Annotated in this window: 22 protein-coding genes and 2 pseudogenes; 10 read left to right on the top strand and 14 right to left on the bottom strand. The window is 71.3% G+C overall.

All coding sequences use genetic code 11. The features are described 5' to 3' along the window. Nucleotides 1-20: 20 nt before the first annotated feature. Nucleotides 21-1,031, top strand: coding sequence for an NADP-dependent oxidoreductase (locus UK12_RS22545; RefSeq protein WP_197085089.1), 1,011 nt, complete (start codon nucleotides 21-23; stop codon nucleotides 1,029-1,031). A 234-nt stretch (nucleotides 1,032-1,265) separates the two neighbouring features. Here UK12_RS22545 and UK12_RS22540 read toward each other — a convergent pair whose 3' ends face one another. Together UK12_RS22540 and UK12_RS38285 are read right to left on the bottom strand one after the other, a co-directional pair. Then, complete coding sequence (locus UK12_RS22540; protein ID WP_045304911.1) at nucleotides 1,266-1,658, bottom strand: hypothetical protein; 393 nt, start codon at nucleotides 1,656-1,658, stop codon at nucleotides 1,266-1,268. A 34-nt stretch (nucleotides 1,659-1,692) separates the two neighbouring features. Further along, nucleotides 1,693-1,968 carry a hypothetical protein gene (locus UK12_RS38285; RefSeq protein WP_156178860.1) on the bottom strand — a complete coding sequence of 92 codons (276 nt, stop codon included), beginning with the start codon at nucleotides 1,966-1,968 and terminating at the stop codon, nucleotides 1,693-1,695. 295 nt (nucleotides 1,969-2,263) lie between these two features. Between UK12_RS38285 and UK12_RS22530 the strand changes: the two genes are divergently transcribed. After that, nucleotides 2,264-3,052 carry a maleylpyruvate isomerase family mycothiol-dependent enzyme gene (locus tag UK12_RS22530; protein WP_045304909.1) on the top strand — a complete coding sequence of 263 codons (789 nt, stop codon included), beginning with the start codon at nucleotides 2,264-2,266 and terminating at the stop codon, nucleotides 3,050-3,052. A 125-nt stretch (nucleotides 3,053-3,177) separates the two neighbouring features. Here the strand turns inward: UK12_RS22530 and UK12_RS22525 are convergent, their stop codons facing one another. The 8 genes from UK12_RS22525 to moeZ all read right to left on the bottom strand — a co-directional run bounded on the left by UK12_RS22525 (nucleotide 3,178) and on the right by moeZ (nucleotide 10,791). Next, the gene (locus tag UK12_RS22525) at nucleotides 3,178-3,846 is read right to left on the bottom strand and encodes an enoyl-CoA hydratase-related protein (protein WP_045304908.1); all 669 of its coding nucleotides are present in this window, start codon (nucleotides 3,844-3,846) and stop codon (nucleotides 3,178-3,180) included. Nucleotides 3,847-3,855: 9 nt separating this feature from the next. Next, nucleotides 3,856-5,478, bottom strand: a complete 1,623-nt coding sequence (locus tag UK12_RS22520; RefSeq protein WP_045304907.1) for an AMP-binding protein — start codon at nucleotides 5,476-5,478, stop codon at nucleotides 3,856-3,858. Between the two features lie 69 nt (nucleotides 5,479-5,547). Continuing rightward, on the bottom strand, nucleotides 5,548-5,934 hold the full coding sequence (locus UK12_RS22515; protein WP_197085088.1) for an acyl-CoA thioesterase: 387 nt from the start codon (nucleotides 5,932-5,934) through the stop codon (nucleotides 5,548-5,550). Next, complete coding sequence (locus UK12_RS22510; protein ID WP_197085087.1) at nucleotides 5,921-6,397, bottom strand: holo-ACP synthase; 477 nt, start codon at nucleotides 6,395-6,397, stop codon at nucleotides 5,921-5,923. The genes UK12_RS22515 and UK12_RS22510 overlap by 14 nt, the downstream gene beginning before the upstream one ends. Further along, nucleotides 6,373-7,323 (bottom strand): acyl-ACP desaturase, encoded by a 951-nt coding sequence (locus tag UK12_RS22505; protein WP_045304905.1) that lies wholly within the window; start codon nucleotides 7,321-7,323, stop codon nucleotides 6,373-6,375. The genes UK12_RS22510 and UK12_RS22505 overlap by 25 nt, the downstream gene beginning before the upstream one ends. Next, a complete protein-coding gene (locus tag UK12_RS22500) occupies nucleotides 7,320-7,616 on the bottom strand; it encodes a hypothetical protein (protein ID WP_045304904.1) in 297 nt (98 codons plus the stop codon). The genes UK12_RS22505 and UK12_RS22500 overlap by 4 nt, the downstream gene beginning before the upstream one ends. A 540-nt stretch (nucleotides 7,617-8,156) precedes the next feature. Next, nucleotides 8,157-9,578 carry an MFS transporter gene (locus UK12_RS22495; RefSeq protein WP_052682072.1) on the bottom strand — a complete coding sequence of 474 codons (1,422 nt, stop codon included), beginning with the start codon at nucleotides 9,576-9,578 and terminating at the stop codon, nucleotides 8,157-8,159. Between the two features lie 31 nt (nucleotides 9,579-9,609). Then, entirely contained in the window at nucleotides 9,610-10,791 is a 1,182-nt protein-coding gene (gene moeZ, locus UK12_RS22490) for an adenylyltransferase/sulfurtransferase MoeZ (RefSeq protein WP_045304903.1), read from the bottom strand. A 360-nt stretch (nucleotides 10,792-11,151) separates the two neighbouring features. On the opposite strand from moeZ, the gene UK12_RS22485 reads away from it, so the two are divergent. The 4 genes from UK12_RS22485 to UK12_RS22470 are packed head-to-tail and all read left to right on the top strand — an operon-like array spanning nucleotide 11,152 to nucleotide 15,807. Then, a complete protein-coding gene (locus UK12_RS22485; protein ID WP_052682071.1) occupies nucleotides 11,152-12,912 on the top strand; it encodes a fatty acyl-AMP ligase in 1,761 nt (586 codons plus the stop codon). A 49-nt stretch (nucleotides 12,913-12,961) separates the two neighbouring features. After that, nucleotides 12,962-13,228, top strand: coding sequence for a MoaD/ThiS family protein (locus UK12_RS22480; RefSeq protein ID WP_045304901.1), 267 nt, complete (start codon nucleotides 12,962-12,964; stop codon nucleotides 13,226-13,228). Nucleotides 13,229-13,234: 6 nt separating this feature from the next. Beyond that, entirely contained in the window at nucleotides 13,235-14,065 is an 831-nt protein-coding gene (locus UK12_RS22475; protein WP_045304900.1) for a hypothetical protein, read from the top strand. Further along, nucleotides 14,062-15,807 (top strand): acyl-CoA dehydrogenase family protein, encoded by a 1,746-nt coding sequence (locus UK12_RS22470; RefSeq protein WP_045304899.1) that lies wholly within the window; start codon nucleotides 14,062-14,064, stop codon nucleotides 15,805-15,807. Before UK12_RS22475 ends, UK12_RS22470 begins: the two co-directional genes overlap by 4 nt. Here UK12_RS22470 and UK12_RS43455 read toward each other — a convergent pair. Then, a complete protein-coding gene (locus UK12_RS43455) occupies nucleotides 15,804-15,992 on the bottom strand; it encodes a hypothetical protein (protein WP_231591336.1) in 189 nt (62 codons plus the stop codon). The genes UK12_RS22470 and UK12_RS43455 overlap by 4 nt on opposite strands. On the opposite strand from UK12_RS43455, the gene UK12_RS45105 reads away from it, so the two are divergent. From UK12_RS45105 to UK12_RS22450, 4 genes are all read left to right on the top strand, one after another. Further along, nucleotides 15,910-16,149, top strand: a complete 240-nt coding sequence (locus UK12_RS45105; RefSeq protein ID WP_442973837.1) for an acyl carrier protein — start codon at nucleotides 15,910-15,912, stop codon at nucleotides 16,147-16,149. The two genes, UK12_RS43455 and UK12_RS45105, sit on opposite strands and share 83 nt — an antisense overlap. Continuing rightward, nucleotides 16,146-18,575 carry an acyl-CoA dehydrogenase family protein gene (locus UK12_RS22460; RefSeq protein WP_156178859.1) on the top strand — a complete coding sequence of 810 codons (2,430 nt, stop codon included), beginning with the start codon at nucleotides 16,146-16,148 and terminating at the stop codon, nucleotides 18,573-18,575. The genes UK12_RS45105 and UK12_RS22460 overlap by 4 nt, the downstream gene beginning before the upstream one ends. A 260-nt stretch (nucleotides 18,576-18,835) precedes the next feature. Continuing rightward, complete coding sequence (locus tag UK12_RS22455) at nucleotides 18,836-19,600, top strand: NAD-dependent epimerase/dehydratase family protein (protein WP_045304897.1); 765 nt, start codon at nucleotides 18,836-18,838, stop codon at nucleotides 19,598-19,600. Nucleotides 19,601-19,982: 382 nt separating this feature from the next. Next, a complete protein-coding gene (locus UK12_RS22450) occupies nucleotides 19,983-21,398 on the top strand; it encodes a hypothetical protein (protein WP_197085084.1) in 1,416 nt (471 codons plus the stop codon). Between the two features lie 180 nt (nucleotides 21,399-21,578). Here the strand turns inward: UK12_RS22450 and UK12_RS45100 are convergent. From UK12_RS45100 to UK12_RS22435, 3 genes and pseudogenes are all read right to left on the bottom strand, one after another. Next, nucleotides 21,579-22,055, bottom strand: a pseudogene (locus tag UK12_RS45100) (transposase family protein); the annotation flags it as partial. Between the two features lie 153 nt (nucleotides 22,056-22,208). Further along, nucleotides 22,209-23,411 (bottom strand): annotated as a pseudogene (locus UK12_RS22440) (IS110 family transposase). A 408-nt stretch (nucleotides 23,412-23,819) separates the two neighbouring features. Further along, nucleotides 23,820-24,713, bottom strand: a complete 894-nt coding sequence (locus UK12_RS22435; protein ID WP_082119842.1) for a methyltransferase domain-containing protein — start codon at nucleotides 24,711-24,713, stop codon at nucleotides 23,820-23,822. Between the last annotated feature and the right edge of the window lie 492 nt (nucleotides 24,714-25,205).

Below are 25,205 nucleotides of genomic sequence, written 5' to 3'. Positions count from 1 at the left end.
GCGTCACGGCAGGAGAGAACATGTCGACAGACACGATGAGAGCAGTCCGGCTCCACGAGTACGGAGGCCCCGAGGTACTGCGTTACGACGAGGTGCCGGTCCCTCAGCCGGGGCCGGGCGAGGTTCTCGTTCGCGTGCACGCGGTCGGCGTCAACCCTCCGGACTGGTACCTGCGCGGCGGGCTGGACAGAGTGCCGGGATCGGACTCGACGGTCAGCCTCCCGGTGACGCCGGGGACAGACGTGTCGGGCGTCGTGAAGGCCGTTGCCGAGGATGTAGACGGCTTCGCCGTGGGAGATGAGGTCTTCGGGCTATTGCGCTTCCCCGGTTTCGACGGCCGCGCATACGCCGAGTACGTGGCGGCGCGCGCGTCGGACCTCGCGCACAAGCCGGCCGGCGTCGATCACGTGCGCGCCGCGGGGACGCCCATGGCCGGGCTCACCGCCTGGCAGTTCCTGATAGATCTCGGGCACGGCATCCCCTCGCCCTTCCAGGAGGAGCTGCATCGCCCGACAGCACTCGACGCCGACTCGACCGTGCTCGTCAACGGCGCAGCGGGGGGCGTGGGGCACTTCGCGCTGCAGCTGGCCAAGTGGAAGGGCGCACGAGTCGTTGCCGTGGCATCGGGCGCGCATGAGTCGTTCCTGAACGAGCTCGGTGCCGACCAGTTCATCGACTACACCAAGAACCGGCCGGAGGACCTCGTGAACGACCTCGACGTCGTCCTCGACACCGTGGGTGGCCCCGACAGTCGGCGCCTTCTGTACACGCTCAAGCGCGGCGGCTCTCACTTCCCCGTTTTCCCCGGTGAGTTCGACGAGGAGGAGACCGCGAAGCTGGGCGTTACGATCTCGACCGCCCAGGTACGCTCGAGCGGTGCGCAGCTTGCAGAGCTGGGGCGCCTGATCGAGGCAGGCACGGTACGCGTCGCGATCGACAGTACGTTCCCGCTCGCAGAGGCCCGGGCAGCACACGAGCGTGCCGCCCGAGGGCACATCCAGGGCAAGATCGTGCTCACAGTCGCTCAGTAAGGGGCCACCTCCGACCAGTGCGCGTGTCGTTCCATCAACGGATACGACGACCTGAAGGACACGGCGGGCTCCTCCCAACCGGCCTCAGGGGGCATGATCATTCCCATGGCCAACCGCGGTTCCTGTCTGTGGGTATCGGCCCTGCTGATCAGGCGGCATGTCAGCGGCGGGGCAGGGTGACGACGTCCTTGGCGTCGGCGCCCTGCCGTTGATCCGGGACCGAAGCGAACGTGCTCAGCTCGCGTCGAAGCCGCTGGACCTCGTCGTCCTTGGCGACGAGGACTCCAGCCGCTCGTCCAACGGCCCCGACAGCCGACGGTCCGCGTACGTACCGAGCGCGGCCACCAGTTCCCGTCGCGTGCCGAACACTTCGAGACGGTGTCGGCGCAGATGCGTCAGCCAGTCCCGGGCCGCCAGCGCGTACGCCCGCCACGAATTCGGCGACGGAGCCCCACTCGTCGGCAGCGTACGAAGCCAGGCGTTCACCGCCCGCGTCGCCCGCGGGCCGCCCTCGTCCTCGAACAGGAAGTCGTCGTCGAACAGCACCGGCATCCGCTCGGGGATCAAGGGTTCGCCATCGAGCCCCCAGGACTGCCGGCCCTCGGCAGAGAAGAAGTGCACCAACACGCCTCGGGACGGTAGGTCCGCGACACGTCCGCCATCAACTGCTAACACCACGCCTGATCAACGGGAGTTGAGGAATGTGAGACACGCCAAGAAAGCAGCGACAATGCAGCACCGTGACCAGCGCCAGCATCCCCGGCGACAGGCCCGGCGCCCCGCGCACCCCGAACGCGGCCACGAACGGCTCGTCCGAGAACACCTCCGCCAGCTTCTCCCGCACCCGCATCGCCGGCACCCTCTTCGGGAACGCCGCCCCTGCGACCAGCGCCGTCTGTTCCGGGACCTCCGGCAGCCCCGCCGCCCGCATCGACACCCGCACCACCCCCGCGACCGCCTGCCCACGAGACAGCCACACAAGCGATCATGCCGCAGTCAGCCAACCCACGACCCAAATTCGGCAACAGAGTCATGGCTCCGAGGCTCTGGGCCCGGGTTTCGGATCGGCCTGGACGCTGCGCGTCCTCGGACGACGACGGCCGCTCGCCCCGGCCGGAGGAGTGCCGCTGCTGCGCCGGGTCGCCGACCCGGCCGACGACCCGGCTGCGAGAAGATGTCGGTCTCCGGTCGGGCAGCCCGCCGGGGACCGTCGCACTGAGGAAGGCACGAGAATGAGCACATCGGACCACGGACCGGCCAGGATCGACCACCGCGCGGCCGTCGCGGCGGAGAGCGCCCGGTTCGTGAGCGCGGCCAAGGGCGCCGACCTGGCGGCCCCGGTGCCGTCCTGCCCCGGCTGGACGCTCGCCGACCTGGTCAAGCACGCCGGCAGCGTTCAGCGCTGGTTCGCCGTGCTGCTGCGGCAGCGGATCCAGGAGCGGCCGCTCAGCCGTGACGTGGACCTGCGCCTGCCGGAGCACCAGGACGGCTACGTCGACTGGTTGGCCGCGAGCGCGGCCGAGGCCGCCGAGGTGTTCGCGACCACCGACTCCGACGCGCCGATGTGGGCGTGGGGTGCCGACCAGCACGCCGGGTTCTGGATCCGCCGGATGCTGTTCGAGACCCTGGTGCACCGGGTCGACGCCGAACTCGCGCTGGGTGCCGACCCGGTGATCGACCGCGCACTCGCGGTGGACGGCGTGGACGAGTTCCTGGTCAACCTGCCCTACGCCGCGCCCTTCGCCCCCAAGACCGCACTCCTGCGGGGCACCGACCGGACCGTCCGCTTCAGCTGCACCGACGGGGACGGCGACTGGCTGGTCCGCCTGCGGCCCGACGGCTTCGGCCCGGAGGCGAACGGCCCGGAGGCGAAGGAGCTCCCCGCCGATGCCACGGTCCGCGGGGCCGCCGCGGATCTGCTGCTGCTCGTCTACGGCCGCCTGGACCGCACGGCGGACCGCTTCGAACTGCTCGGCGACCAGGAGCTGCTGGCGCACTGGTTCGCCAACTCCGAGTTCTGAGACGGCAGCCGGGCCTGTTCCGACTGCGGGTGGCCAAAGCCCGATACCCAAAGCCCAACCGCCCATAGCCCGACGCCCAGCCCCAGCGGGGAGCGATCCCGGTGGGGCTGGGCGTCAGCCGGGCGTCAGCCGGCCGTCGGCGTGCGCAGCGAGGCGAGCGTCTGCGCGTACAGCATCTCCTTGATCTGGCCGCGGGCCGGGTTGGCCTTGCCCGCGAGCGGCCGCGCGATGTCCACGGCGGCGGCCAGGAGTTGGTCCGCGTCGGCGACCGAGTCGACGATGCCCGCCGCGCGTGCCTGCTCGCCGCCGTAGCGCCGGCCGGTGGTCATCGCCTCGTGCGCGGTGGCCGGTGTCAGGCGGGCCCGGAGCAGGTCCGACATGCCCTGCTGGAAGGGCAGGCCGAGGTCCACCTCGGGCAGGCAGAAGAAGCCGCGGTCCGAGCGCATCACCCGGACGTCGTGGGCCAGCGCCCACATCGCCCCGGCCGCGAAGGTGTGCCCGTTCAGGGCCGCGACGGTGACCACCGGCGAGGCCAGCGTGCGGGCCAGCAGGGCGTGGACCCGGTCGAGGTAGGCCGCGTACTGATCGCCGTTGGCCAGGAGCCAGTCCAGGTCGAGACCGTTGGACCAGAACTTGCCGCTGCCCACCGTGACCAGCGCGCGCGGACCGGTCGCGGCATCCACCTCGTCGAGTGCCGCCTCCACCACGGTGAGCCAGTCCGGGTGGAACCGGTTCTCGTTGTCCGCGTCGAGGTGCAGGACGAAGACCTCGCCGTCTCGCTCCAGCTTCGGCATGCGTTGCTCCTATCGGGTTGTGGCTTCCTCACCCGCACGCGCGGGCGAGCCCAGAGTCAGACCTTCGAGCCGCCCCTGCTCGTACGCCGCCACGATCGCGCGCCGCTGCAGCTTGCCGCTGCTGGTCCGGGGGAGCTGCCCGGGACGCAGGTAGTGCACGTCCGCAGCCTGCACCGTCACCCCGATCGTCTGGATGAGGTGCTCGACGATCTGGGCCCGGCTGCCCTCGACATCCTCGCGCGCCGGGCGGTCCACCTCGGCCAGAACGACGATTTGTCCCCCGATCTGAGCGACGGCGGTACGGCCCTCGCGCACGAACGAGAGCTGTTCCACCGCCTGCTCGAAGTCGGCGGCGAAGAAGCTCTGGCCGTTGACCTTGATCCGGTCGCTGATCCGGCCCGTGATGAACAGTTCGCCGTCGTCGACGAATCCGATGTCACCGGTGGCGTAGAAGCCGTCGTCCCCGGTGAGCGGTCGCGGCTGGTCGAAGTAGCAGGCAGCCAGGCTGCCGCCGGCCAGCTCGATCTCGCCCAGCTCGTTCTCCGCGCAGACCCGCCCGTCCTCGGTCCGCAGGCGCACGGTGAACTCCGGCATCGGCCGGCCCACCGAGATGGCCGGCACGCCCGAGGGGGACGGCACCACCCGGATGTCGCCGCCCACCGGGCGGCTGGCCACCAGCAGCACGACCTCGGCCATGCCGTAGCACGGCATGAACACATCGCGCCGCAGCCCGGCGGGCGCCATCAGGTCCAGGAAGGCGTTGAGGTTCGGCAGGTTGATGGGCTCGCTGCCCAGGTAGATCGACCGCATCCGGGACAGGTCGAGCTCGGCGAGCTCCTCGGGTTCGAGGTCCTGCATCATCTTGAGCGAGTAGTCGACCGCGAAGTTCGGGATCACCGTGCCGATGGCCCGCTCCTGGCCCATGTGCTCCCACCAGCCGCGGGCGTCGAACAGGAACGTCACCGGCTCGGCGAGCAGCAGGTCGCACCCCACCGTGAAGCACGACAGCACTCCGCCGACCAGGCCCATGTCGTGGTAGAGCGGCAGCCAACTGCTGACCCGCTCCTCGGGCTTGCGGCCGTCGGTGCGGGTGATCATGGCCAGGTTCGCACGGAGCAGGCCCTGCCGGACCGGTATCCCCTTGGGGAACGACGTCGATCCCGACGAGAACTGGACGAACGCCAGCTCGTCGTCCCCCGGGGTCCGCAGCCGGGCGCCGGCCTTGCGGATCCCGGCCGGCGGAAGCGGCAGGGCGGCAACGGGCAGCTCGATCGTGGCCAGGCTCGGGACCTGGAGCACGCAGGACGCGTCGAAGTCCCGGGCCACCCGGCCGAGGAACTCCTGGTAGGCGTCCCTCGGCGTGTTGAGGACGAAGGGCTTCACCGAGAGCGGCACGGCGCCGATCTCCATCAGGCCCAGGAACGAGAAGATCACCGCACTGGAGGTCTCGAACGGGAACAGCACCCGAGTCCCCGGCTCGATCCCCCGGTCGCGGAAGAAGTCCGCGTAGGCGGCGATCTGCTCCGGGAAGTCGCGGTAGGCGACGAACTCGGGTGCGTCGCCGAACTTCTCGTACAGACGGAGGCCCCGCTCCGGCGGGCACTCCTGGTTGCGCTGGATGTACTCGAGCACCGCGCCCCTCCTGCTCCTTGGTTGTCTGTTCTGCGGCCGTGCCACCCGCGCTGCGTGCGGGCCCGGGGTTCAGCCCCGGACGGCGGCCGCCAGGAAGTCCTGCATCGGGACCAGGCAGCGCTGCTCGGCGTCCAGGAAGGCCACGGTGACGAGGGCGTCCACCGCGAGACGGTCGGTCTCCGGAAGGTGGACGCGCTGCCGGAACCGGGCCCGGTAGGTGAGGCCGTCCTCGTCGAACTCCTCGGCCGTCGGCGACTCCAGGACGGTGCGGACCTCGACCCGGCCGCGCGGGATCTCCGCCAGGTAGTCGATCTCCGTACGGGCGACCACCGCGATCATGCGGGCGCCGGGCTCGAGCCCCTGGAGGCCGAGCCAGTCCCACCGCCCGGTCTCCAGGTACTCGAGCGCGACCGCGTTGTTCACGTGCCCCAGCGCGTCGAGGTCATTGGGGCGCACCGGCAGGATGAGCCGTGATTCGCCGAAGAACATGTCGGACCGCCCGATCGATCGTGCCGAAGAAACCTGTTGCCGCCGCGGTCTCGCCGGTGACGATGACCACGGAGGATACGAACCCGCCGCTGTGCGAGATCGAAACGCTCACCCGCAGGCGCCGGCGGGCCAGGTGGCCCGCCAGCGCGCCGTGGGTGTGGAACTGCGGAGCACCGTGGCGGTCGTGGACCAGCTCGGCGTCCGTCCAGAACCAGGTCTCGTCCGCCGCCGGAAGCGCTTTGAACAGCGCCTCCTTGGCCGCGAACCCGCCCGCCAGGCTCTGCAGCGGGACCACGGCCGAGGCGAAGCGGCGCAGCTCCCCGGCGGTGAAGAAGACACCGGGCTCACGGAGAGCCGAGGCGACCTCCAGTTCACTGATCAACTGGAGGTCGTGCCCCAGGCCGATCAGCTCCCGATGAGATCCATCCACGTGTCCTCGACCTCTTCGCGGGAGTTGACCTCGATCCCGGTGATCTTCTTGAGGGCGCCGCAGATGAGCTGCTCCTTCTTCTCCAGCGCCTCGGGACGGTAGTCGGTCTCCGCGGTGTCGAGGTGGTCCCACCAGTTCACGTGGGTCCCGCGGTCCTCCTTCTGCTCCCGGGCGCTGCCCTGGAGTTCGCCGTCCTCGCGGAGGAAGAGGTGGGCCACCGCGAAGGCGTCCTTGGCGTGGTACTCACCGCTGTCGACCAGCGCCTTGGCGAAGGCGATGAAGTAGTTGCGGTGCTGGATCTCGTCGGCCGCGACCTGCTTGAAGATCCGGCGCAGCCCCGGGTCCTTGACGACGTGCTGGCACTGGCCGTAGTTGACCGCGGCCGTGATCTCGGAGATCGCGAGCAGCATCAGGGTGCGGAGCATGTCGTCGTCGGGGAAGACCTGGCGGAACGCGATGAAGGTCTCGTCGGAGATCGGCTCCATCCCGCTCAGGTCGGCCAGGCGGTTGAAGACGGTCTCGTGGTGAGCCTCTTCCTCGTTCCAGTAACGGCTCCAGGTGCCGCAGGCCTCCATGATCGCCGCGACCGCCGGGTTCTTCTCCTGCCAGCGGCGGCACTCCGCCTCCGCCTGGCGCTCCAGCCGGTCGGCGCCCGGCTTGGTGGTCAGCTCGGCCCGGCCGGCGTTCCAGACCAGGTTGCGGTCGATCGGCGTGAGGGCGTCCAGGTCGACGTCCGCCAGCATCTCCACGACGCTCCAGCGCCGGGACTCGTGCAGCCGCTGCTGCTCCCAGGTCACGTCGACCAGGGACATGCCGCGCCTGGTCACCGCGTCGTAGAGGTCGGTGATGATGGCGGGCGGCCCGGCGGGCGCGGCCGCCCGCTGCGCGGCCCGGTTCAGGGCGGTCTCAGCTTCGGCGATGCTCATGCGGCCGTCTCCTTCTTCTGCCGCTCGAACTCCTCGATGAAGACCTTCAGCACTGTCGACGTCGGCGTGTCGAGCGGCAGTGCGGGCAGGCGTACGCGTACGCCGTGGTCCTTGCGGAGCGCGTTGGCCGTCCGGGCGAACGCCTCCATGAGATCAATACTGTTGGTCATGCGCGGGCTGCGGCTGATCACCACGGCCAGCGTCACGTCGTCGACGAATATCTGCTCTTCTGTAAGACCTGCATGCTCGGCGAACTTCTGCCGAATGTAGGACTCCACCCCAGGCGTCACCATGGCTCAGAATCATACAAGTTGGCGACTGAGGCCGCCAAGTAATTATGATCACAAGGAAAGTTGACGGACCGTCGGGTGACAATGGGGGATCATGTCGAATAACTGCGCCTGGAGAGCGGCTGGTTGAGCGGCGTCCCTACGCCCGATGACGGACATCCGGCAAGCCTGATGTCCGACCGGATTCACGTCGGACACCGCGTGCCGGACAGCCCGCGAAAAGCGCTCCGGCCTGGGCCGCCGCGCGATCGGCGGCGCCGGAACTCGACCGGAACCTGTCAGGACCGGGGGCGGGCTTCGGTCGTCCGCGCCGCGTCGCAGGGCATTGGGAAAGGGCCGGGAAGTCCCATTGTTCCCGCGCCCTACGGGACTTCCGGACTATCGGCGCCGATTCGGCCGGAACTCCCGCCGGGCCGAGCCGAATTGCCCGCCGGAGCGTCGAAGACCCACGTTCGGCACGGCGTTCCGGCGGCACGGTGGCTCCGTAGACGAAGTAGCGGACACCAGGGCCCGGGGTGGTCCCGCTCCCCCGGCCCGGCGGCGTCAGAGGGCCGGCGGCGTGGTGCGGCGCACGGTCACCGCGACCAGTGCCGCGACGGCGACGGCGAAGCAGATCGCGAGGTACCAGGTGTCGCGGGCCCCGCCGAGCGCGTCGGTGGCGGACGAGGTCAGGATGGACACCGTCAGGGCGGTTCCGAGGACGGCGCCGAGTTGGCGGAAGGCGGCGTTGGCCGCGCTCGCGGTGGCCAGCCGGCTGGGCTCGACCCCCGCGAGGGCCACCCCGCCCAGGACCGGCCAGACCAGGCCGGCGCCGACGCCCATGACGGCCGCTCCGGGCAGCCAGTGGGCGACGAAGTCCGGGCTCTCGCCACCGCCCCAGGACAGCAGCAGGGTGCCGCCGATGTAGATCAGGCAGCCGGCCACGACCACCAGGCGGTCGCCGAACCGCTCGGCGAGGCGGCTCGCCGGCCGGGCGACCACGGCGGTGGCGATCGGCGGCGGCGTGGTGGCCAGGCCCGCCGTGAGCAGGGACCAGTGCCAGTGGCTGGTCAGGAACAGGATGTTGTTCAGGATGACGGCGTAGAAGGTCACCGAGAACAGCATCGAGCCGATGTTGCCGCCCACCGCGTTGCGCGAGCGGAGCAGGTCGAGCGAGACGACCGGCGCCGGATGGCGAGCACTGCGGATGCCCACCGCCACCGCCAGCAGTACCCCGCCGGCCAGGCAGCCGATGGTGGCCGCGCTCGCCCACTTCCAGTCCGGGCCCTTGACCAGGCCGAGCGCCAGCAGGCCGAGGGAGGCGCCGAGCAGCACCGCGCCGAGGATGTCGGGGGTCGGACCGCTGCGTTCGCGCTGCTCGGTGAGGTACCGGGTGGCCCACACGGCGACGATCCCGATCGGGATGTTCACCAGGAACACCGCCCGCCAGGTCCAGTGCTCGGCGAGCAGCCCGCCGAGGCCGGGCCCGATGCCTGCGGCCAGCGCCGCGGCCGCGCCCCAGATGGTGATCGCTACCAGCCGCCTGGCCACCGGGAACATCGGTATCAGCAGCGCGAGCGAGGTCGGGACGAGGATCGCGGCGCCGACCGCCTGCACCAGCCGGGCGCCGATCAGGACGGCCGCCGAGTTGGCGATGCCGCAGACCGCCGACGCGACGGTGAAGGTGGTCAGCCCCACCGCGAAGGACCGCCGGCAGCCGAGCCGGTCGGCCGCCCGGCCGGCCGGCATGAGCAGCGCGGCGATCACCACGTTGTAGCCGTTGAGCACCCAGGACAGCGTGGGCAGGTCCGAGGCGGAGAAGGTCCTGGCGATGTTGGGGAACGCCACGTTCACGATGGTGCTGTCCAGGAACGCCACGAAGGCGCCGAGGCAGCACAGCAGGACCAGTTTGGCCGGCAGCCCGGCGGCGGGTTCGCTCCCCACGACGTCCCGGGCTCCCGGGGCGGCGACCGGTGTGTCGGCCATGCGTGCGTCCTTTCCTGGGCGGGCAGGTGGTCTAGTACACCGGCAGGGACGTGTCGATCTGGCTCGCCCACGCGAGCACGCCGCCCTGCAGATGGGTCGCGTTGGTGAAACCGGCCTTCTTGAGCGCCGCGAGCGCCTCGGCGGAGCGCGCGCCGGACTTGCAGTGCAGCACGATCGGCTTGTGGTGCGGGAGTTCGGCCAGCGCCTCGCCGGACAGGATCCGGTCCTTGGGGATCAGGGTGGCGCCGTCGATGTGCGCGATGTCCCACTCGGGCCGCTCCCGCACGTCGATGATCGCGACGTCGGTGCCGGACGTCAGCATCGCGTGCAGCTCCCGCGCGGTGATCGTCGACTCGGCGGCGGCCGCCTGGGCGTCGGCGGAGACCACGCCGCAGAACGCGTGGTAGTCGATGAGCTCGGTGATCGGCCGCCGCTGCGGGTGCCGGCGCAGCTTCATCGTCTGGTAGCTCATGCTCAGCGCGTCGTACACCAGCAGGCGGCCGAGCAGCGACTCGCCGATGCCGGTGATCAGTTTGATCGCCTCGGTGACCATGATCGACCCGATCGAGGCGCACAGCACGCCGAGCACGCCGCCCTCGGAACAGGACGGCACCAGCCCCGGCGGCGGCGCCTCGGGGTAGAGGTCGCGGTAGTTGATCCCGCGGTCGTCCGGGGCGTTCTCCCAGAAGACCGAGACCTGGCCCTCGAAGCGGAAGATCGAGCCGTAGACATAGGGCTTGCCGGCCAGCGCGGCGGCGTCGTTGACCAGGTAGCGGGTCGCGAAGTTGTCGGTGCCGTCGACGATCAGGTCGTACTGGGCGAACAGGTCGACCGCGTTGTCCGAGTCCAGCTGCAGCTGGTGCAGCCGCACCTGCACGCCGCTGTTGATCTCCCGGATCGCGTCCCGCGCGCTCTCCGCCTTCGGCCGGCCCACGTCGGACTCGCCGTGGATGATCTGCCGTTGCAGGTTCGAGGTCTCCACGTCGTCGAACTCGACGATGCCGAGCGTGCCGACGCCCGCGGCCGCCAGGTACAGCAGGGCCGGCGACCCGAGCCCGCCGGCGCCGATGACCAGCACCTTGGCGCTCCGCAGCCGCCGCTGGCCCGCCACCCCGAGGTCGGGAATGATCAGATGGCGGCTGTACCGGGAGACTTCGTCCCTGGTCAGCTCCGCCACCGGCTCGACAAGCGGCGGCAGTGGTTTCGTCGACACATACGCTCCTTCACGTCCGGACCGCACCCCCGGGGGTGAGTGGGAAAGGCACCGGAGGTGTGCGTGGAAGAGCGGAAACCGGCCCCCGTTGCGCCGAGTCGGCCGTAAGAAGGCACAACTCCCCGCGCTGGTGGCTCTGTTGATCCCCCGCCCTGCCGTGCTCGACCCGCCGCACCCCCCGGCCGACCTGATCACCATGCTCGTTGTTACCCGCCAGTGTCAATCCCCGTCCGGCGCGCCGGAGGTCATCCGAAACCGCCTGTCAGTACCCGGGCGGGGCGCCCGAAGAAGATCATTGACCGCTGCCGAGCATTGCTGTAACACTGCTCGCCTCATCAAGTGCGGGGGAGGGCACGGGGGTTGAGTGCTTCAATTCGGCACGGGGCGGAGAGCTTCGTGCAGCTGCTGCGTGAGCGGGCGATCCGATCACCCGATGTCGTCGCCTACCGGTTCGTCGGTGACGACGAGTCGGCCGACGAGATCACCTACGCCGAACTCGACAGGCGGGCACGGGCGGTCGCGGCCCGGCTGACGGCGGCGACCCGAGGACGGCCCGAACCTGCGCTGCTGCTCTTCGCGCCGGGCCTGGACTACCTGGCCGGCCTGTTCGGCTGCTTCTACGCGGGAGTGCCGGCGGTGCCGGCCTTCCCGCCCGACCCGACCCGGCTGGCGCGGACGATGCCCCGGCTCGCCGCCATCATCGAGGACACCGGCTCGGACACCGTCCTGACCACCTCGAACATCGCGCCGCTGATGACCGAGTGGCTCACCACGGCACTCGGCGGCCGCACCCCCCGGGTGATCTCGACCGACGTGATCGAGGACGACGGCGAGGGGCCGACCACGACGGTCCGACCGGATCTGCTGGCGCTGCTGCAGTACACCTCCGGGTCGACCTCGCTTCCGCGCGGTGTCATGCTCAGCCACGCCCAACTCATGAGCAACTGCGTCGAGATCGCCCGCGGCTTCGGGATGCACGAGGGCAGTGCGGGCGGCCTCTGGCTGCCGCCCTACCACGACATGGGGCTGATCGGCGGCATCCTCACCCCGCTGTTCTCCGGCATCCCGGTGACCCTCATGTCACCGGTGACGTTCCTGCGCCGTCCGCTGTCCTGGCTGCGCATGGTCTCCCGCTACCGCTCGACGATCACCGGCGGCCCGAACTTCGCCTTCGACCTCTGCGTGCGGCGGGCGACCGACGCCGACGTGGCGGAGCTGGACCTGTCCGCCGTCGAGCTCACCTTCACCGGTGCCGAGCCGGTCCGTGCCGAGACGATCGCGCGCTTCGTCGAGCGCTTCGGGCCGAGCGGCTTCCGGGCCGAGTCCTTCTACCCGTGCTACGGGCTCGCCGAGGCGACGCTGTTCGTCACCGGCGGCCGGCCGCTGGGCGGTTGGCGCTCGGTGTCGGTCGCCCGCGACGCGCTCGAACTGCACGGCACGGCCCGCCCGGCCGAACCGGAGGAGCCGTCGAGGTCGCTGGTGAGCTGCGGCGCTCCCGGACCGCACACCCGGCTCGCGATCGTCGACCCGGCCACCTCGGAGCCGCTGGGAGACGGTGCGGTCGGCGAGATCTGGATCGACTCGCCCAGCGTCGCGGACGGCTACTGGCGACGCCCCGAGGAGAGTGCCGCCACCTTCGGCGCGACGACCGCCACCGGCGACGGCCCGTACCTGCGCACCGGCGACCTCGGCTTCGTGCTGGACGGCGAACTGTTCATGGCGGGGCGGATGAAGGACCTGATCGTCGTCAACGGCCGCAACTACCACCCGGTCGACATCGAGCGGGTCTGCGAGTCCTCGGTCACCGGCATCCGCCGCAACTGCGGCGCCGCGTTCGCGATCGAGGACGACGCGGGAGCAGCCGAACGGCTGGTGCTGGTCTACGAGACCGACCCCGGCGACGAGGAGCAGTACCGGGCGGTGCTCGACGGGATCCGGCGGACCGTCTCGATCGAGCTGAGCGTCCCGCCGCACACCGTCGTCCTGGTGCGGCCGCGGACGATCCCCAAGACGTCGAGCGGCAAGGTGCAGCGCTGGCTGGCCCGTCGGCAGTACCTCGCCGGAGAGCTGGAGGAGCTCGCCCGCTGGCAGGCCCCCACCCGGCCCGCCCCGGTGGCGTGAGACGGCACAACGATCGACAGATGACCACATCAACGAAGGGGGACGGACGATGATCGTCAAGGTCAGGGGCATCCTGCTCCGATTCACCGACTACGAGAACGAGATCGAGGTCGACGGCAGCACGGTGCGCGAGGGTCTGGCCGCGCTGACCGAGCGCTACCCCACCGTGGGCGAGGTGCTGATGGACCGGGAGGGAAGCGTCCGCGCGACCCACCTGATCGCCCTCAACGGCGAACAGCTCGCACTGGACGAGCTGGACCGCGAGGCCACCGAGGACGACCGGGTGGACATCGTCACCGCGGTCTCGGGAGGCTAGTCCCCGATGCCGCGCAGCTCCACCTACGAGGTCGTGCTCGACGCGAGCCTCTTCACCCCGACGCAGCTGCAGACCACCGCCGTCGGACGACTCGCCTTCCAGGCCGGTACCCGCTGGATGCGCGACCACGTGTGCAGCCACCGCACGCTCGTCTCCGAGCACCAGGTGGGACTGGTCCTGTGGGCGTGGCAGCTGGAGTACGAGCAGCCGCTGCGGTTCCTGGACGCCGACGAGGTGCTGGTCGACGTCCGTGCCCGGGTGCGCGGGCCGAAGTCCTCGCAGCTGGAGATGGAGATGACGCTCTCCGGCCCGGCCGGCGTCGCGGTCCGCACCCGCGCCGCCTCGGTGCCGCTGCGGCTCAGCGGCGACCTGGCGCTCTCCGGCGCGCCCACGACACTGCCGGACTCGCTCGTCGCGGCCTTCCACGACGACGAGGTCGAACGCTCCCCCCACCTGTCCCCGGTCCGCCGGCTGGTGGGCGGCTTCGAGCGGGACGGCGAGCGGATCGCCTCGGACACCACGACGTTCCGGGTGCACCGGCACCACTGCGAGGTGGCCGACCAGTGGTACTGGGTCGAGTCGCTCGGGTTCGCCGGCGGCGCGCGGGAGGAGTTCGTGCTGCGGCACGGCCGGAAGGCGCCCGAGCTGCGCCGTGCCATGACCGAGGGGATCCGCCGGGTCGACGTGACCTGGCTGCGGGCCGGCCAGCTGTGGGACCTGCTGGAGGTCCGCACCACCGCCTACCGCCAGGGCCGGGAGCTCGCATTCGTCCATGAGTTGGGACTCGCCGACGAGGACGGCGGCGGGCCGTACGCGATCGTGGTGGAGCGGATATGACCGGCACGGCAATCCCGTCGGCCGCCCCGGCCAGGGCGGCACTGTCCACGTTCGGGGCGGCGGCGGAGCTGGAGCAGGCGCTCGGCTGCCCGTTCGACCCGGGCACCGGCATGTCGCTGGCGCGCGGTGTGCGCGCGGACGACCTGGAGGCCGAGCCCACCGCGGCGTACGAGGCGGCCTGGTCGGCCGGACTGCACGAGCACCTGGTGCCCGTCGGCGAGGGCGGCCGGCTCGCCTCGTTCGAGTCGCTGCTGGCCGTGGTGCGGGCGGCATCGCGCCGCGAACTGGCGGTCTCGGTCGGCCTCGGGTCGACACTCCTCGCCACCACACCGGTGTGGATCTGGGGTGACGACCGGCAGCGGCAGCGGGTCGCCGAGCTCGCGCTCGGCCGGGCCTGGGGCACCGCCGGCATCAGCGAGGAGGCCGCGGGCAGCGACCTGCTCGCCACCGGCACCCGGGCCACCCCCACGGACGGCGGGTTCGTGCTGAACGGGCGGAAGTGGCTGGTCGGCAACGGCCGGCGGTCCTCGTTCGCCACCGTGCTCGCCGCCTCCGACCCGTCCTTCGGACTGTTCCTGCTCGACTTCGACGCCGTCGGCCCGCAGGGGGTGCAGCGGCTGCCGAAGGTCCGTACCCACGGCCTGCGCGGCCACGACCTGAGCGGCTTCACCCTCAGCGACTACCGGATCGGCGCCGACGCCGTGATCGGACGGCCCGGCCGCGGCATCGAAATGGTCTCCGGCATGCTCCAGTTCACCCGGACCCTGGTCGGCGGGAGCAGCCTCGGCGCGGCCGACACGGCGCTGCGCATCGCCCTGCGGCACGCGCGCGGCCGGGTGCTGTACGGCGAGCCGGCCCTGGCGCTGGCACCGGTCCGCTCGCTGCTGGCGCGCGGCTTCGCCGACCTGCTGATCGCGGAGTGCACCGCCCTGGCCGCCGCGCGCGGCCTCGACGTGGCCCGGCAGCGGATGCCGCTCTGGTCCGCGGTGGCGAAGTACGTGGTGCCGCAGCTCTGCGTGGACGCCGTGAACGCCTGCGGCGAGGTGCTGAGTGCCCGGGCCTACCTGCGCGAGGGGGTCGCGGACGGCGCCTTCCAGAAGCTGGCGCGCGATGTGGCGATCACCCCGGTGTTCGAGGGCACCCAGCTGGTCCAGCTGGACACCATCCGCGCCCAACTGGTCAGCGGGGCGCGGCGGCGGAGCGCGGCCCGCCCCGAACTGCCCCTCCCGCTGCTGTTCGGATTCGGCGAACCGGTGCCGCCGGTGGCACCTCGGGAGCAGCGCCCGTCGATCACCTACGGCGGCGCCGACGAGGTGGTCGACCTGCTCGACGACGCGGTCGAGGCGCTGCGCGACGACGCGGAGCTCGCCCCGCTCGCCCGCAGGCTGCTCACGGTCCGCGACGAGACCCGGGAGACGTTCCGCCGGCTCGGCACGCTCCGCACCTCCGAGGCGTACGAGTCGGCCCGGCGGCACTGCCTGGTGCACGCGGGCGCCTGCTGCCTGCACACCTGGCTGCAGCGCCGGGAGGCACTCGGCGACCTGGCCGCCGACCGGGCCTGGCTCTCGGTCGCGCTGCGGCGGGTCGTGGAGCGGCTCGGCCTGCCGGCCGAGCCCGACCTGGCCGCCGAGGACCGGCTGGTGCACCGGCTCAAGCATCTTGACGACGACGACCGGGCGTTCTCCCTCGTACCGCTGCGGCTCGCGCCGCAGTACCGAGGGTCCGCACCGGCCCGAACCTAGGAGAACGCCATCACCACCGCAAACCCCACCGGCACCGCCGAGTCCGCCGGCACCTGGCTGTCCTCGCTGATCGGAGAGCTGCTCGGCATCGACGCGCAGCAGATCCCCACCGACCGGCCGATCGGCGAGATCGGCATCGACTCGCTCACGGCCGCCCAGCTCTCCGTCGAGGTCGAGGAGCGCACCGGCGCCAACATCCCGCTCGAACGCTTCCTCGGTGACGAGTCGCTCGACGACCTGGTGCGCGAGATGACGGGCGGCCCGGCCTCGGCGGGCAACGCGGCCACAGCGGGCGGCCCGGCCTCGGCGGGCGGCAGCGGTGCGCCGGAGGCCGGGGCATGACGCCCCGCGCGCACGCCGTCGACGTGATGAACCGGGCGGACCCCGGACACCGCACGCTCGACGCCGAGATCGAACAGATCCGGCGCGAGGCCAGGCGACGGTTCGGGAGCTTCGTCCTGGACCTGGCCAACCCCGGCTCGCACTTCCGCAACAAGGAGTGCCGGCCGCTCGACAACCGGATCTTCGAACAGGCCGGCGACCTCGGGCTGATGCGGTTCTCGCTGCCCACCGAGATCGGCGGCGAGGGACGGGACAAACTCGCCTGGGGTGTGGTGATCGAGGAGATCGCCCGCCTCTCGCGCGATCCCGGTTTCGCCGTACTGCTCGACATCAGCGTCGAGATCACCGAACTGATCCTCTCCAGTGGCAGGCCGGAGCTGATCGAGCGCTACGTCCCGGACCTCGTGGCCGGCCGGCGCTTCGGGGTGCAGGGCGCCTACGAGAGCCGGGACCCGTACGACTACCACTCCACCGCGCGGCTCGAAGGCGACGAGTGGGTGCTCAACGGCGCCAAGCGCTTCCTCGCCGGCGCCCGCTTCGCCGACCTGTTCATCGTGTTCCTGCGCGACGAGGCGTCCAACGACATGCTCGCGTTCGTGGTCGAGAAGGACGACCCGGGCGTCACACCCGTGCACATGGACACCATGGGCATGCACACCATGGGCCTGGGCCAAGTCCTGCTGACGGACGTACGGCTGCCCGCCTGGCGGCTGGTCTGGCGCGCGGATGCGCTCAGCGAGCTCAACACCTACGCGCGCATCCGCCGGACGATGAGCGCCTGCGGAGTGCTCGGCGCGCTGGACGGGGTGATCGAGAACTGTGTGGAGTCGCTGTCCCCGCGCAGGCGCGGCGGCCGCCGCGTACTCGACTACCCCAACGTCGAGCGCTCGGTCGGGGAGATGCGCGCCCTGCTGCAGACGGCCCGCGCGAGCGTCTACCGGGCGCTCGACGGCACCCGGTCGCCCGACCGCGACCCGCACTTCGACGAGTTCGCCACCGTCGCCAAGCACCACGCCTCGGAGTGCGCACTGCGCGTCGGCCAGCTGGTGATGAGCCTGCAGGGCGGCGAGGCCTACATGTCCGCGTTCCCGTGGGAGCGGTTCATGCGCGACATCCTGGGGCTGATCTCCGGTCAGGGCTCCCAGGAGATGCTGCTCATCCAGCTGGGACAGCGCACCATCGTCGGCCTGGAGGGCAAGCGGGTCCGGCAGGACGCCGCCGAACGCGCCGTCGCCAAGCTGGCGGACGCCTGGTGGGCGCTGCACGCGGCCGAGGCCTCGCCCGCCCACGCTTTCGCCGACGAGGCTTTCGCCGACGACGCGGCTGCCGCAGCCGAGCTCGCCGATCCGGTGCGCGACGCGGTGCGCACGGTGCTGTCGGCTGCCGGGATCGAGACCGTCGGTCCCGACCGGCACGGCGAGTTGGCCGCGCTGCTCGACCGCGCCCACGCCCTGCTGACAGCCGTCCGGGCGGGAGAGGTTCCCGACGCGCTGCCGCAGGGGCCGGCCGGCCTGTTCGACGGACGGCTCGCGGGCGTCGCCGCAGGGGCCTGGGGCCTGCTGGCCTGCGCGGTGGCCCAGGAGACCGGTCTGCTGGCCCGGCTGCTGGAGCCGTGCACCGTGCAGGAGGCGGCGGCCGACCTGCCGGAGGGTCTCACAGCGGAGCTGCTCGACATCCTGGTGGACGCCTCGGTGGTACGCGTCGACGGCGACGGCCGCCATGCCGTCGACCGGGGCCTGGACCGGGTGCTCATCGGCGGTCCGCGCGCCTCGGCGTTCGCCGCCCGGCTGCGGCGCGCAGTGGCCGGCGGAGCCCTGCTGCGCGCCGGAAAGCCGGTCGTGGGACGGGAGTCGGTGGCGGGCTGCGGTGGCGAGGCGGCGGCGCTCGCGGACGTGCTGGTCAACTCCCTGCTCGGACGGCTGGAAGGACTGCCGGAGGTGCTGGACCGCCCCGGTGCGAGGGTGGGCTGCGCGGCCGGTGACGGCGGCCGGTCCGCCGTCGAGTTGGCGCGCCACATCCCGTTCGTACCGGTACTCGCGCTGGAGCCGGACCGGATGACCCTGCCCGTGCTCGACGGATCGGTACAGGTCCGGATCGGCGACCCCGCGGGCTTCGAGGAGAGCGACCGGCTCGCACTCGCCTGGCTGCCCGCCGCCGGACTGGCCCCGGCCGAACTCCGGCAGGCAGTCACGGCCGCCACAGCGGCGCTGCTGCCCGGCGGCTGGCTCGTCGTCCCCTGCCCGCTCGCCCCCAAGCGCCCCCTCGGCGCCGCCGCGACCCGGCTCGGCCTCGCCCTGGCCGGCGGAACGGCACCGGCAGACGGCGAGATCGAGAGCCTGCTGCGCTCTGCGGGCCTGGGCCAGGTACGAGTGGCATGGGAGGACGCCGCCCTCGGCATCCGCCTGATCGCGGCCCGCCGCCCGTAGCCGACCCGGCCGGCCCGTACCCCGCGCTGCGGCACCGCGCGGGGTACGGGCCGGCTCGTTCCTCGGCTTCAACCGGCTTCAACCGGCTTCAATCGGCTTCAACCGGCCTCAACCGGCCTCAAGAAGACCGTCGAGGTCAACGGCCGCGCGATCGTCTCCGTCCCCGTCCGGTGCCAAGGTTGCCTGAGTCGCCCGGGGCGGTTTCACAGGACCGACCGAACCGCACAGCTCTCCGCCGTACTGCTGGAAGCGAGGAACCCGTGTCCATCGTCGTCACCGGCGGCGCAGGCGCCATCGGCACCGCCCTCGTCAACGCACTGGCCGCCGACCGGCACCCGGTCCGGGTCCTCGACCTGCATGCTCCCGAGTCGGTCCCGGCCGGCGCCGAGGCCCTCCGGGCGGACATCCGCGACCTGGCCGCACTCACCTCCGCCCTCTCGGGCGCAACGGCCGTCGTCCACCTCGCGGGTATCCCGCAGGAGGCTCCGTTCCCCGACCTGTGCGAGCACAACATCCTCGGCACCTACCACGTCCTCGAAGCCGCCCGCCGAGCCGGCGTCACCCGCGTGGTCCTGGCGAGCAGCCACCACACCGTCGGCTTCCACCCCGTCGACCGCAGCCTCACACCGCAGGACGCCCCGGCGCCGGACACCTTCTACGCCGTCAGCAAGCTCGCCGGGGAACACCTCGGCTACCTCTACGCCCACAAGCACGGCCTCGAAGTCGTCGCGGTCCGCATCGGCTCCTTCCGCGAACACCCCACCGAACCACGCCACCGCCACACCTGGCTGAGCCCCCGCGACGCCACCGCACTCCTGCACTCCGCCGCGACCGCCCCGCTGGCCGACCCGTACACCGTGCTGTACGGCATCTCCGCCAACACCGCCCGCTGGTGGCCGGACACCGGCTGGGACACCATCGGGTACCGGCCGCAGGACGACGCCGCCGCCCACCCCGCCCCCGGCCCACTCACCGACCGCTGGCAGGGCGGCGGATTCGCGGAACACCCGGGCCCACAGCTCTAGTTCCACCCCGCCGCTCCCCGGCAGCCCGGCCCCGGACACACAGCACTCCGCCGTCGATGAGCCGCGGAGCCCCAATCCGCAGGGGACGATACGGCTGCTCATGGACGCCCTCCGCTGCTCCTCCTCGGCAGAGAGCTCCTGCACCCGGTGCCTTACGGGCGAGCCCGGCTCGCGGTTCACCGCCGTTCGGCGCGCGCACACCCACAGGCCGCCCCCAGGGCCTGTGACTCACCTCACACACTTCCTTCGGGTTTCGGTTGAGCACTTCGCCGGCCTGATCCGTGTAGCTGTCAGAACGGCACGGTTCACGGAGAACCGGGCCGACAGACCTACCTGGGGGACGGAAATGATCAGGACGCGTGTTGCGGTACTCACCGCCGCCTTGGCCGCAGGCACGGCCGCATTGACGGGCTGCTCCTCGGGTGGCACCGCTGCCGAGCCCCGGTCCGCCGGGAGCGCGACGACGGCCGCACCGCTCAGCTACGTTCCCGGGACCGCGAAGGACAACAACGCCCCGGCCGGCACCGGCGACTTCTTCAACGGGCCCGGCACCGACCCGGCCGCGATGAAGTGGGTGCAGCTCAGCGCCGGTGCGGCCGGTGCGCTCAATCCGGTCCTCCGCAACGGCGCGGGTTTCACCCTCTACCGCTTCGACAAGGACTCCGCGAACCCCTCGAAGTCCACCTGCGACGGCGCCTGCGCCACGACCTGGCCTCCGGTCCTGGTCCAGCCCGGCTCGAAGATCTTCCTGGACGGTGTGGCGAAGTCGGACGTCGGTGCCGTCAAGCGCGACGACGGCACCCTGCAGGTCACCGTCGGCGGCTGGCCCGTCTACCGGTTCAGCAAGGACACCGCACCCGGCCAGACCAACGGCCAGGGCGTCGGCGGGACTTGGTTCGGCGTGACGCCGGACGGCGGCAAGGCGGGCCAGTCACCACAGGGCACCGACTCCGACACGGGGCTCGACTACCGGACCGGCACCGCGAAGCAGAACAACGCGCCGCAGGGCACCGGCGACCTCTACACCGGAGCTCGCAACGCCCCGGACGCGATGAAGTGGGTGCAGCTGACCGCGGGTTCGGCCAACGGTCTGAACCCGATCGTGCACGACGGCGCAGGCTTCACCATCTACCGGTTCGACAAGGACTCCGCGAAGCCCTCGAAGTCCACCTGCGACGGCGCCTGCGCCACGACATGGCCTCCGGTCCTGGTCCAGCCCGGCTCGAAGATCTTCGTCGACGGTGTGCCGACCTCGAAGATCGGCATTGTGACGCGTACCGACGGCACCCGCCAGGTCACCATCGGCGGCTGGCCCGTCTACCGGTTCAGCAAGGACACCGCGCCCGGCCAGACCAACGGCGAGGGCGTCGGCGGGACCTGGTTCGCCGTCTCCCCGAGCGGCGGAAAAGTCCTCCCCGCGGCCGGCGACACCGGTGCCTCCACCGCCTCCCCGGGTGCCTCCGGCGGTCCGGCCGCGCCGACCGCCGCGCCGAGTGGCGGCTCGACCGGCGCCCCGAGCCCGGCCGGCTCCTCCGTCGCCCTCGGGAACGGCAACGTCACCCTGGACAGCGGCGTCAACTTCACCGAACCCAACGGTTCGGAGGCACTCGCGGGCCCCGGCTGCAAGAACGTCTCGCAGGCGAACTCGGCCTCCTCGCTGGACCTCAGCGGCGGTCCGGTCAAGATCTGGACCGGCCCCGACTGCACCGGTACCTCGGCCGTGGTGACCGGCAGCATCGCCGACCTCTCCACGATCGGCTTCGACAAGAAGATCGTCTCGATCCGGTTCGGCAACTGAGCCGCCCCCGTCCGGGCCGTGCCCAGGGCGGCCAGGGCTTCGGCATAGTCGCGTGATGTGCGTTTTGTGATCATGTGAGTCCGAGTAGGGCGAGTGGGCGGCGTGGGTCGGCGGGAAGGCGGCGTGCCCGCGCTGGGTGTGCATCGCGTCGGCGGTGATGACCATTCCGGCCAGGTCGGCGACGGTGTCCAGCAGGGGCTGGAAGCAGGTGATCTCGTTGGTCTTCTCACTGACGTCCATCTGGGCCGGGACCAGGCCGGTGGTGTGCTCCACGGCGGCGAGCAGGTGTACCTTGCGGCCGGTTGCCTTGGCGGCGCCGCGCAGGCTCTTGCCGTCCACCGACACTCCGCGCAGGCCAGTGGAGCCGGCCGCCTTCGGGCGGCGGTCAGCCAGCCAGCGGCCGACTGCTCGATCCAGTGCGTCGCCGTCGACGCGGGCCACCAGTCGGCGCACCGTCGATTCCGCGGGCACCAGCCGCCCAGGCAGCAACGGATCACAACGGATACCGAGGCGTTCGAGCACGCAGGTCGGGGCGTCGGCGATCCACTCGCCGACCGCCAGCAGTGAGGTGGCTCCGGTCAGTACGGCACACGCGCTCAGCGCGAGCACGGCGGCCAGGGCGTGGCGCGCTCCGCGCGGGTCACGTGGGTCGGGCACTTCGGCCAGCCGCTCCAGCAGCCCCGGGATCTCCTCGGGGCGGGGTTCGGGCTGCTCGCGGAGTTGGTCAAGAGCAGGCGGGATCGGGGATGGTGCGTCGGCAGGCACGGTCTTCCCGGCAGGTCATGGGGCGTAGCGAATCTCAATGACCCGTCAAGCCGTCTGGGTGTCTGGCGGGGTAGAGGTGAACAGTCTCTTGTCACGCAGCATGGCCCACAGGACGTCAACTCGGCGGCGGGCGAGTGCGAGCACTGCTTGGGTGTGGATCAGTCCCTCGGCGCGCTTCTTGAGGTAGTAGTCCCGGGACGGTCCTGGGCGCATCATGGCGGACTGAGCGGCCATGTAGAACAACCAGCGCAGGCGCCGGTTGTACCTTTTGGGACGGTGAATATGGCCGGTCTTGCGGCCGGAGTCGCGCGGCACCGGCGCGAGGCCGGCATGCGAGGCCAGTCGGCCCGCGTCGCGATAGCCGGACAGGTCACCGACGATGGCGACGAATTCGGCGCCCAGGATCGGGCCCATGCGGGCATGGACTCGATGACCTCGGCGCGGTCGTCGGTGCGGAAGGTCTCGCGGATCTCGCGGTCGTTGTCCTTGATCCGCTCGTCCAGTGTCAGGAGCTGGTGGGCCAGGTCGCCGACCAGCTTCGCGGCTCGTTTCTCGCCCGGTAGCGTGGTGAGCTGGGACCGGGCGGCTTCCACAGCCCTCGCGGCGACCTCACCCGCAACGCGGACCTTGCGGCGTTCCAGCCAGGTGGCCAGCCGCTTGACGCCGATCCGGCGGAGAGCGGCCGGGGTCTGGTACTCGGTCAGCATCACGACGGGACCCTTTGGCCGCGGAGTAGTCGAAGGCGCGCTCCAGCGCTGGACAGACCCCGACCAGCAGGTCGCGCAGCCGGTTGATCAGCCGAACGCGGTCGGCGATCATGTCGCGCCGGTAGCTGGTGAGCAGTTGGAGCGTGGAGACCAGGCCATCGGGGGTCTCGATCGGGGTGAAGTCGCGACGCATGCGCGCGGTGTCGGCGATGACCAGGGCGTCCTTGGCGTCGGTCTTGCCCTCGCCGCGGTAGGCCCCAGACATCCGGTTCACAGTGCAGCCGGGTATGTAGACCACCTGCTGGCCGTGGGCGATCAGCAGGGCCAGCAGCAGCGAGGACGCACGCCCCGAGATGTCCACCGCCCAGCGAACCTCGTCGGCGGTCTCGCAGGCCGCTCCGATGAGAGCCAGGATCTCGCTCTCGTCGTTGAGGACCTTCCTGGAGAACACCGGCTCACCGCCGGAGTTGACCGCGACGGCCCAGTGATGTCCCTTGCCGGCATCGATGCCGACCCATATCCGAGCCCCACCCGTCGTCAACCCGCTCGCTCCGCTCCTCCCTGACCAGCACTTCCGTGGCCCGAAGAACACTCCGCCGACAGGTCCTTAACCAGCGATGCCCGCAGTTCTCAATCAGCAGTCGGAGCGTCCCGAAGGACCGGGCGGCCATTCTCCACGAGCCATCAACGGCAGGACCGCCATCAGCCACACCCGGTCCTCCCGGACCGCCTCACATTCTTAAGGAACTCCACGATCTTCGAAGCCCGTGCCTGTCTGTCGGTGTGTGGTCTCCGGACTTGGTTGACGTTTTGTCGTCGGGAGATGCTTGACGGGATCGCGGGTTGGCCCCAGCTTCGGTGACACGCGGCGCGCACCTGCGCGAGCTGCCTGGCCTCCCTCGACGAACAGCGCTGTGGGCAGGTCGGACAACGCCTGGATCTGCACCTACTAACCGAGTGCCGGCGGGTGCTCGGCTGGACGGCGTCCCCAGGCCGAGATCAGCGGCGCGAGTGTCAGGTCGAGTTTGCCCGCGTGGATGGCGGCCAGATGCGCGTCGATCTCGGCGTCGTCGGCCAGGCCGGCCGCGAGCAGCTCGCCGCGCACGTGCCGGATGGTCGCCGCCTCCAGCCGGTCGCAGGCCAGCCCCCCGACCGGGAAAGAGCCCCCCGCGGCGACATCTACCAAGCCGGCCTCACGCAATGCCCGCGGCAGTGTCCGGCCGTAGCGCAGGTCCGCGCCGCGGCGCGTCAGCAGCTCCCGGACCGCGTCGCGCAGCCGGTTGGCCCGCCGCTGCGCAGGGCCGCTGTCGTCCAGGCATGCCAGTGGCTGCAGAGCGGTATCGGCGTCCTCGACCAGCAGCCAGCCGCCGGGCCGTAGCGCTGCCGCCATCGTGGCCAACGCCCGAGCCCGGTCGGGTACATGGACCAGCACGAGCCGGGCGTGCACCAGATCGAACGTCCCCGGCTCCGGGGGCGGATCAGCGGCGACGTCGTGCTGGCGCACCTCGTACCCGTCGCCTGTCTTCAGCCACGACGGGTCGATGTCCGTGGCCAGCACATGCCCGGTCGGACCGACGGCCGCCGCGAGCGCCTCCGGGATACCGGGGCCACCGGCCCCCACTTCCCAGCAGCGCGAGCCAGCCCTGACCCCCAGTCGATCGAAGTGCCCGCGCGTCACACCGTCGAACAGCTCGGCCAGCCAAACGAATCGCTCGCCCGCCTCGGCGCGCGCGTTGTCCAGCAGGTACCCGCGGGCGGGAGCGGACTCTCCACCGAGCGCGGTAGTCCCGTCTATCGGATCCGGTCGGCCACCGACGTGCGGCGGGCGGGGCGAGGAGGTCATCCCTACATGGTCAACCTCCCCAGGCCACCAGCGCCACGACGACGGGAGAGAGACATCTCACACAGCCAGCGAACCCCGCACGTCCTACAGCACGGTTCTGCACCGTGACGCGCCGGCAGGGGTGCATGTACTCGGCCCCCACAGCCAGCGCACCAGGCGCGGGACAGCGCGCTGACCGGACTGTCGGCTACGGCCGGTTGACCTCGTACCGGACGCCTTCGATCACGACGTAAAGTCGGGGCCAGCGGATCCAGCAGATGCACGTCCCCGTTCATGACGGGTGGTGCCTCTTCTCCAGTTCGGGATCCGGGGCTGTCCGACACTGTCTTACTCCCAAGGCTTCCCACCCGACAGACCGTCATGAACCGGACACCATCCGACTACGCCGAAGCCCTGCCAGGGCGGCCCGGACGAGGACAGCGGTCGGGCCGGCCGGGCTACGAGGAGCGGAAATGGTCCGGAAATGCGGAAAGCCCCCTCCCGGTCTCCCGG

It is taken from the genome of Saccharothrix sp. ST-888, from assembly GCF_000955975.1.
Classification (GTDB): Bacteria; Actinomycetota; Actinomycetes; order Streptomycetales; family Streptomycetaceae; genus Kitasatospora.
This window is presented reverse-complemented; position numbering and strand designations above follow the sequence as displayed.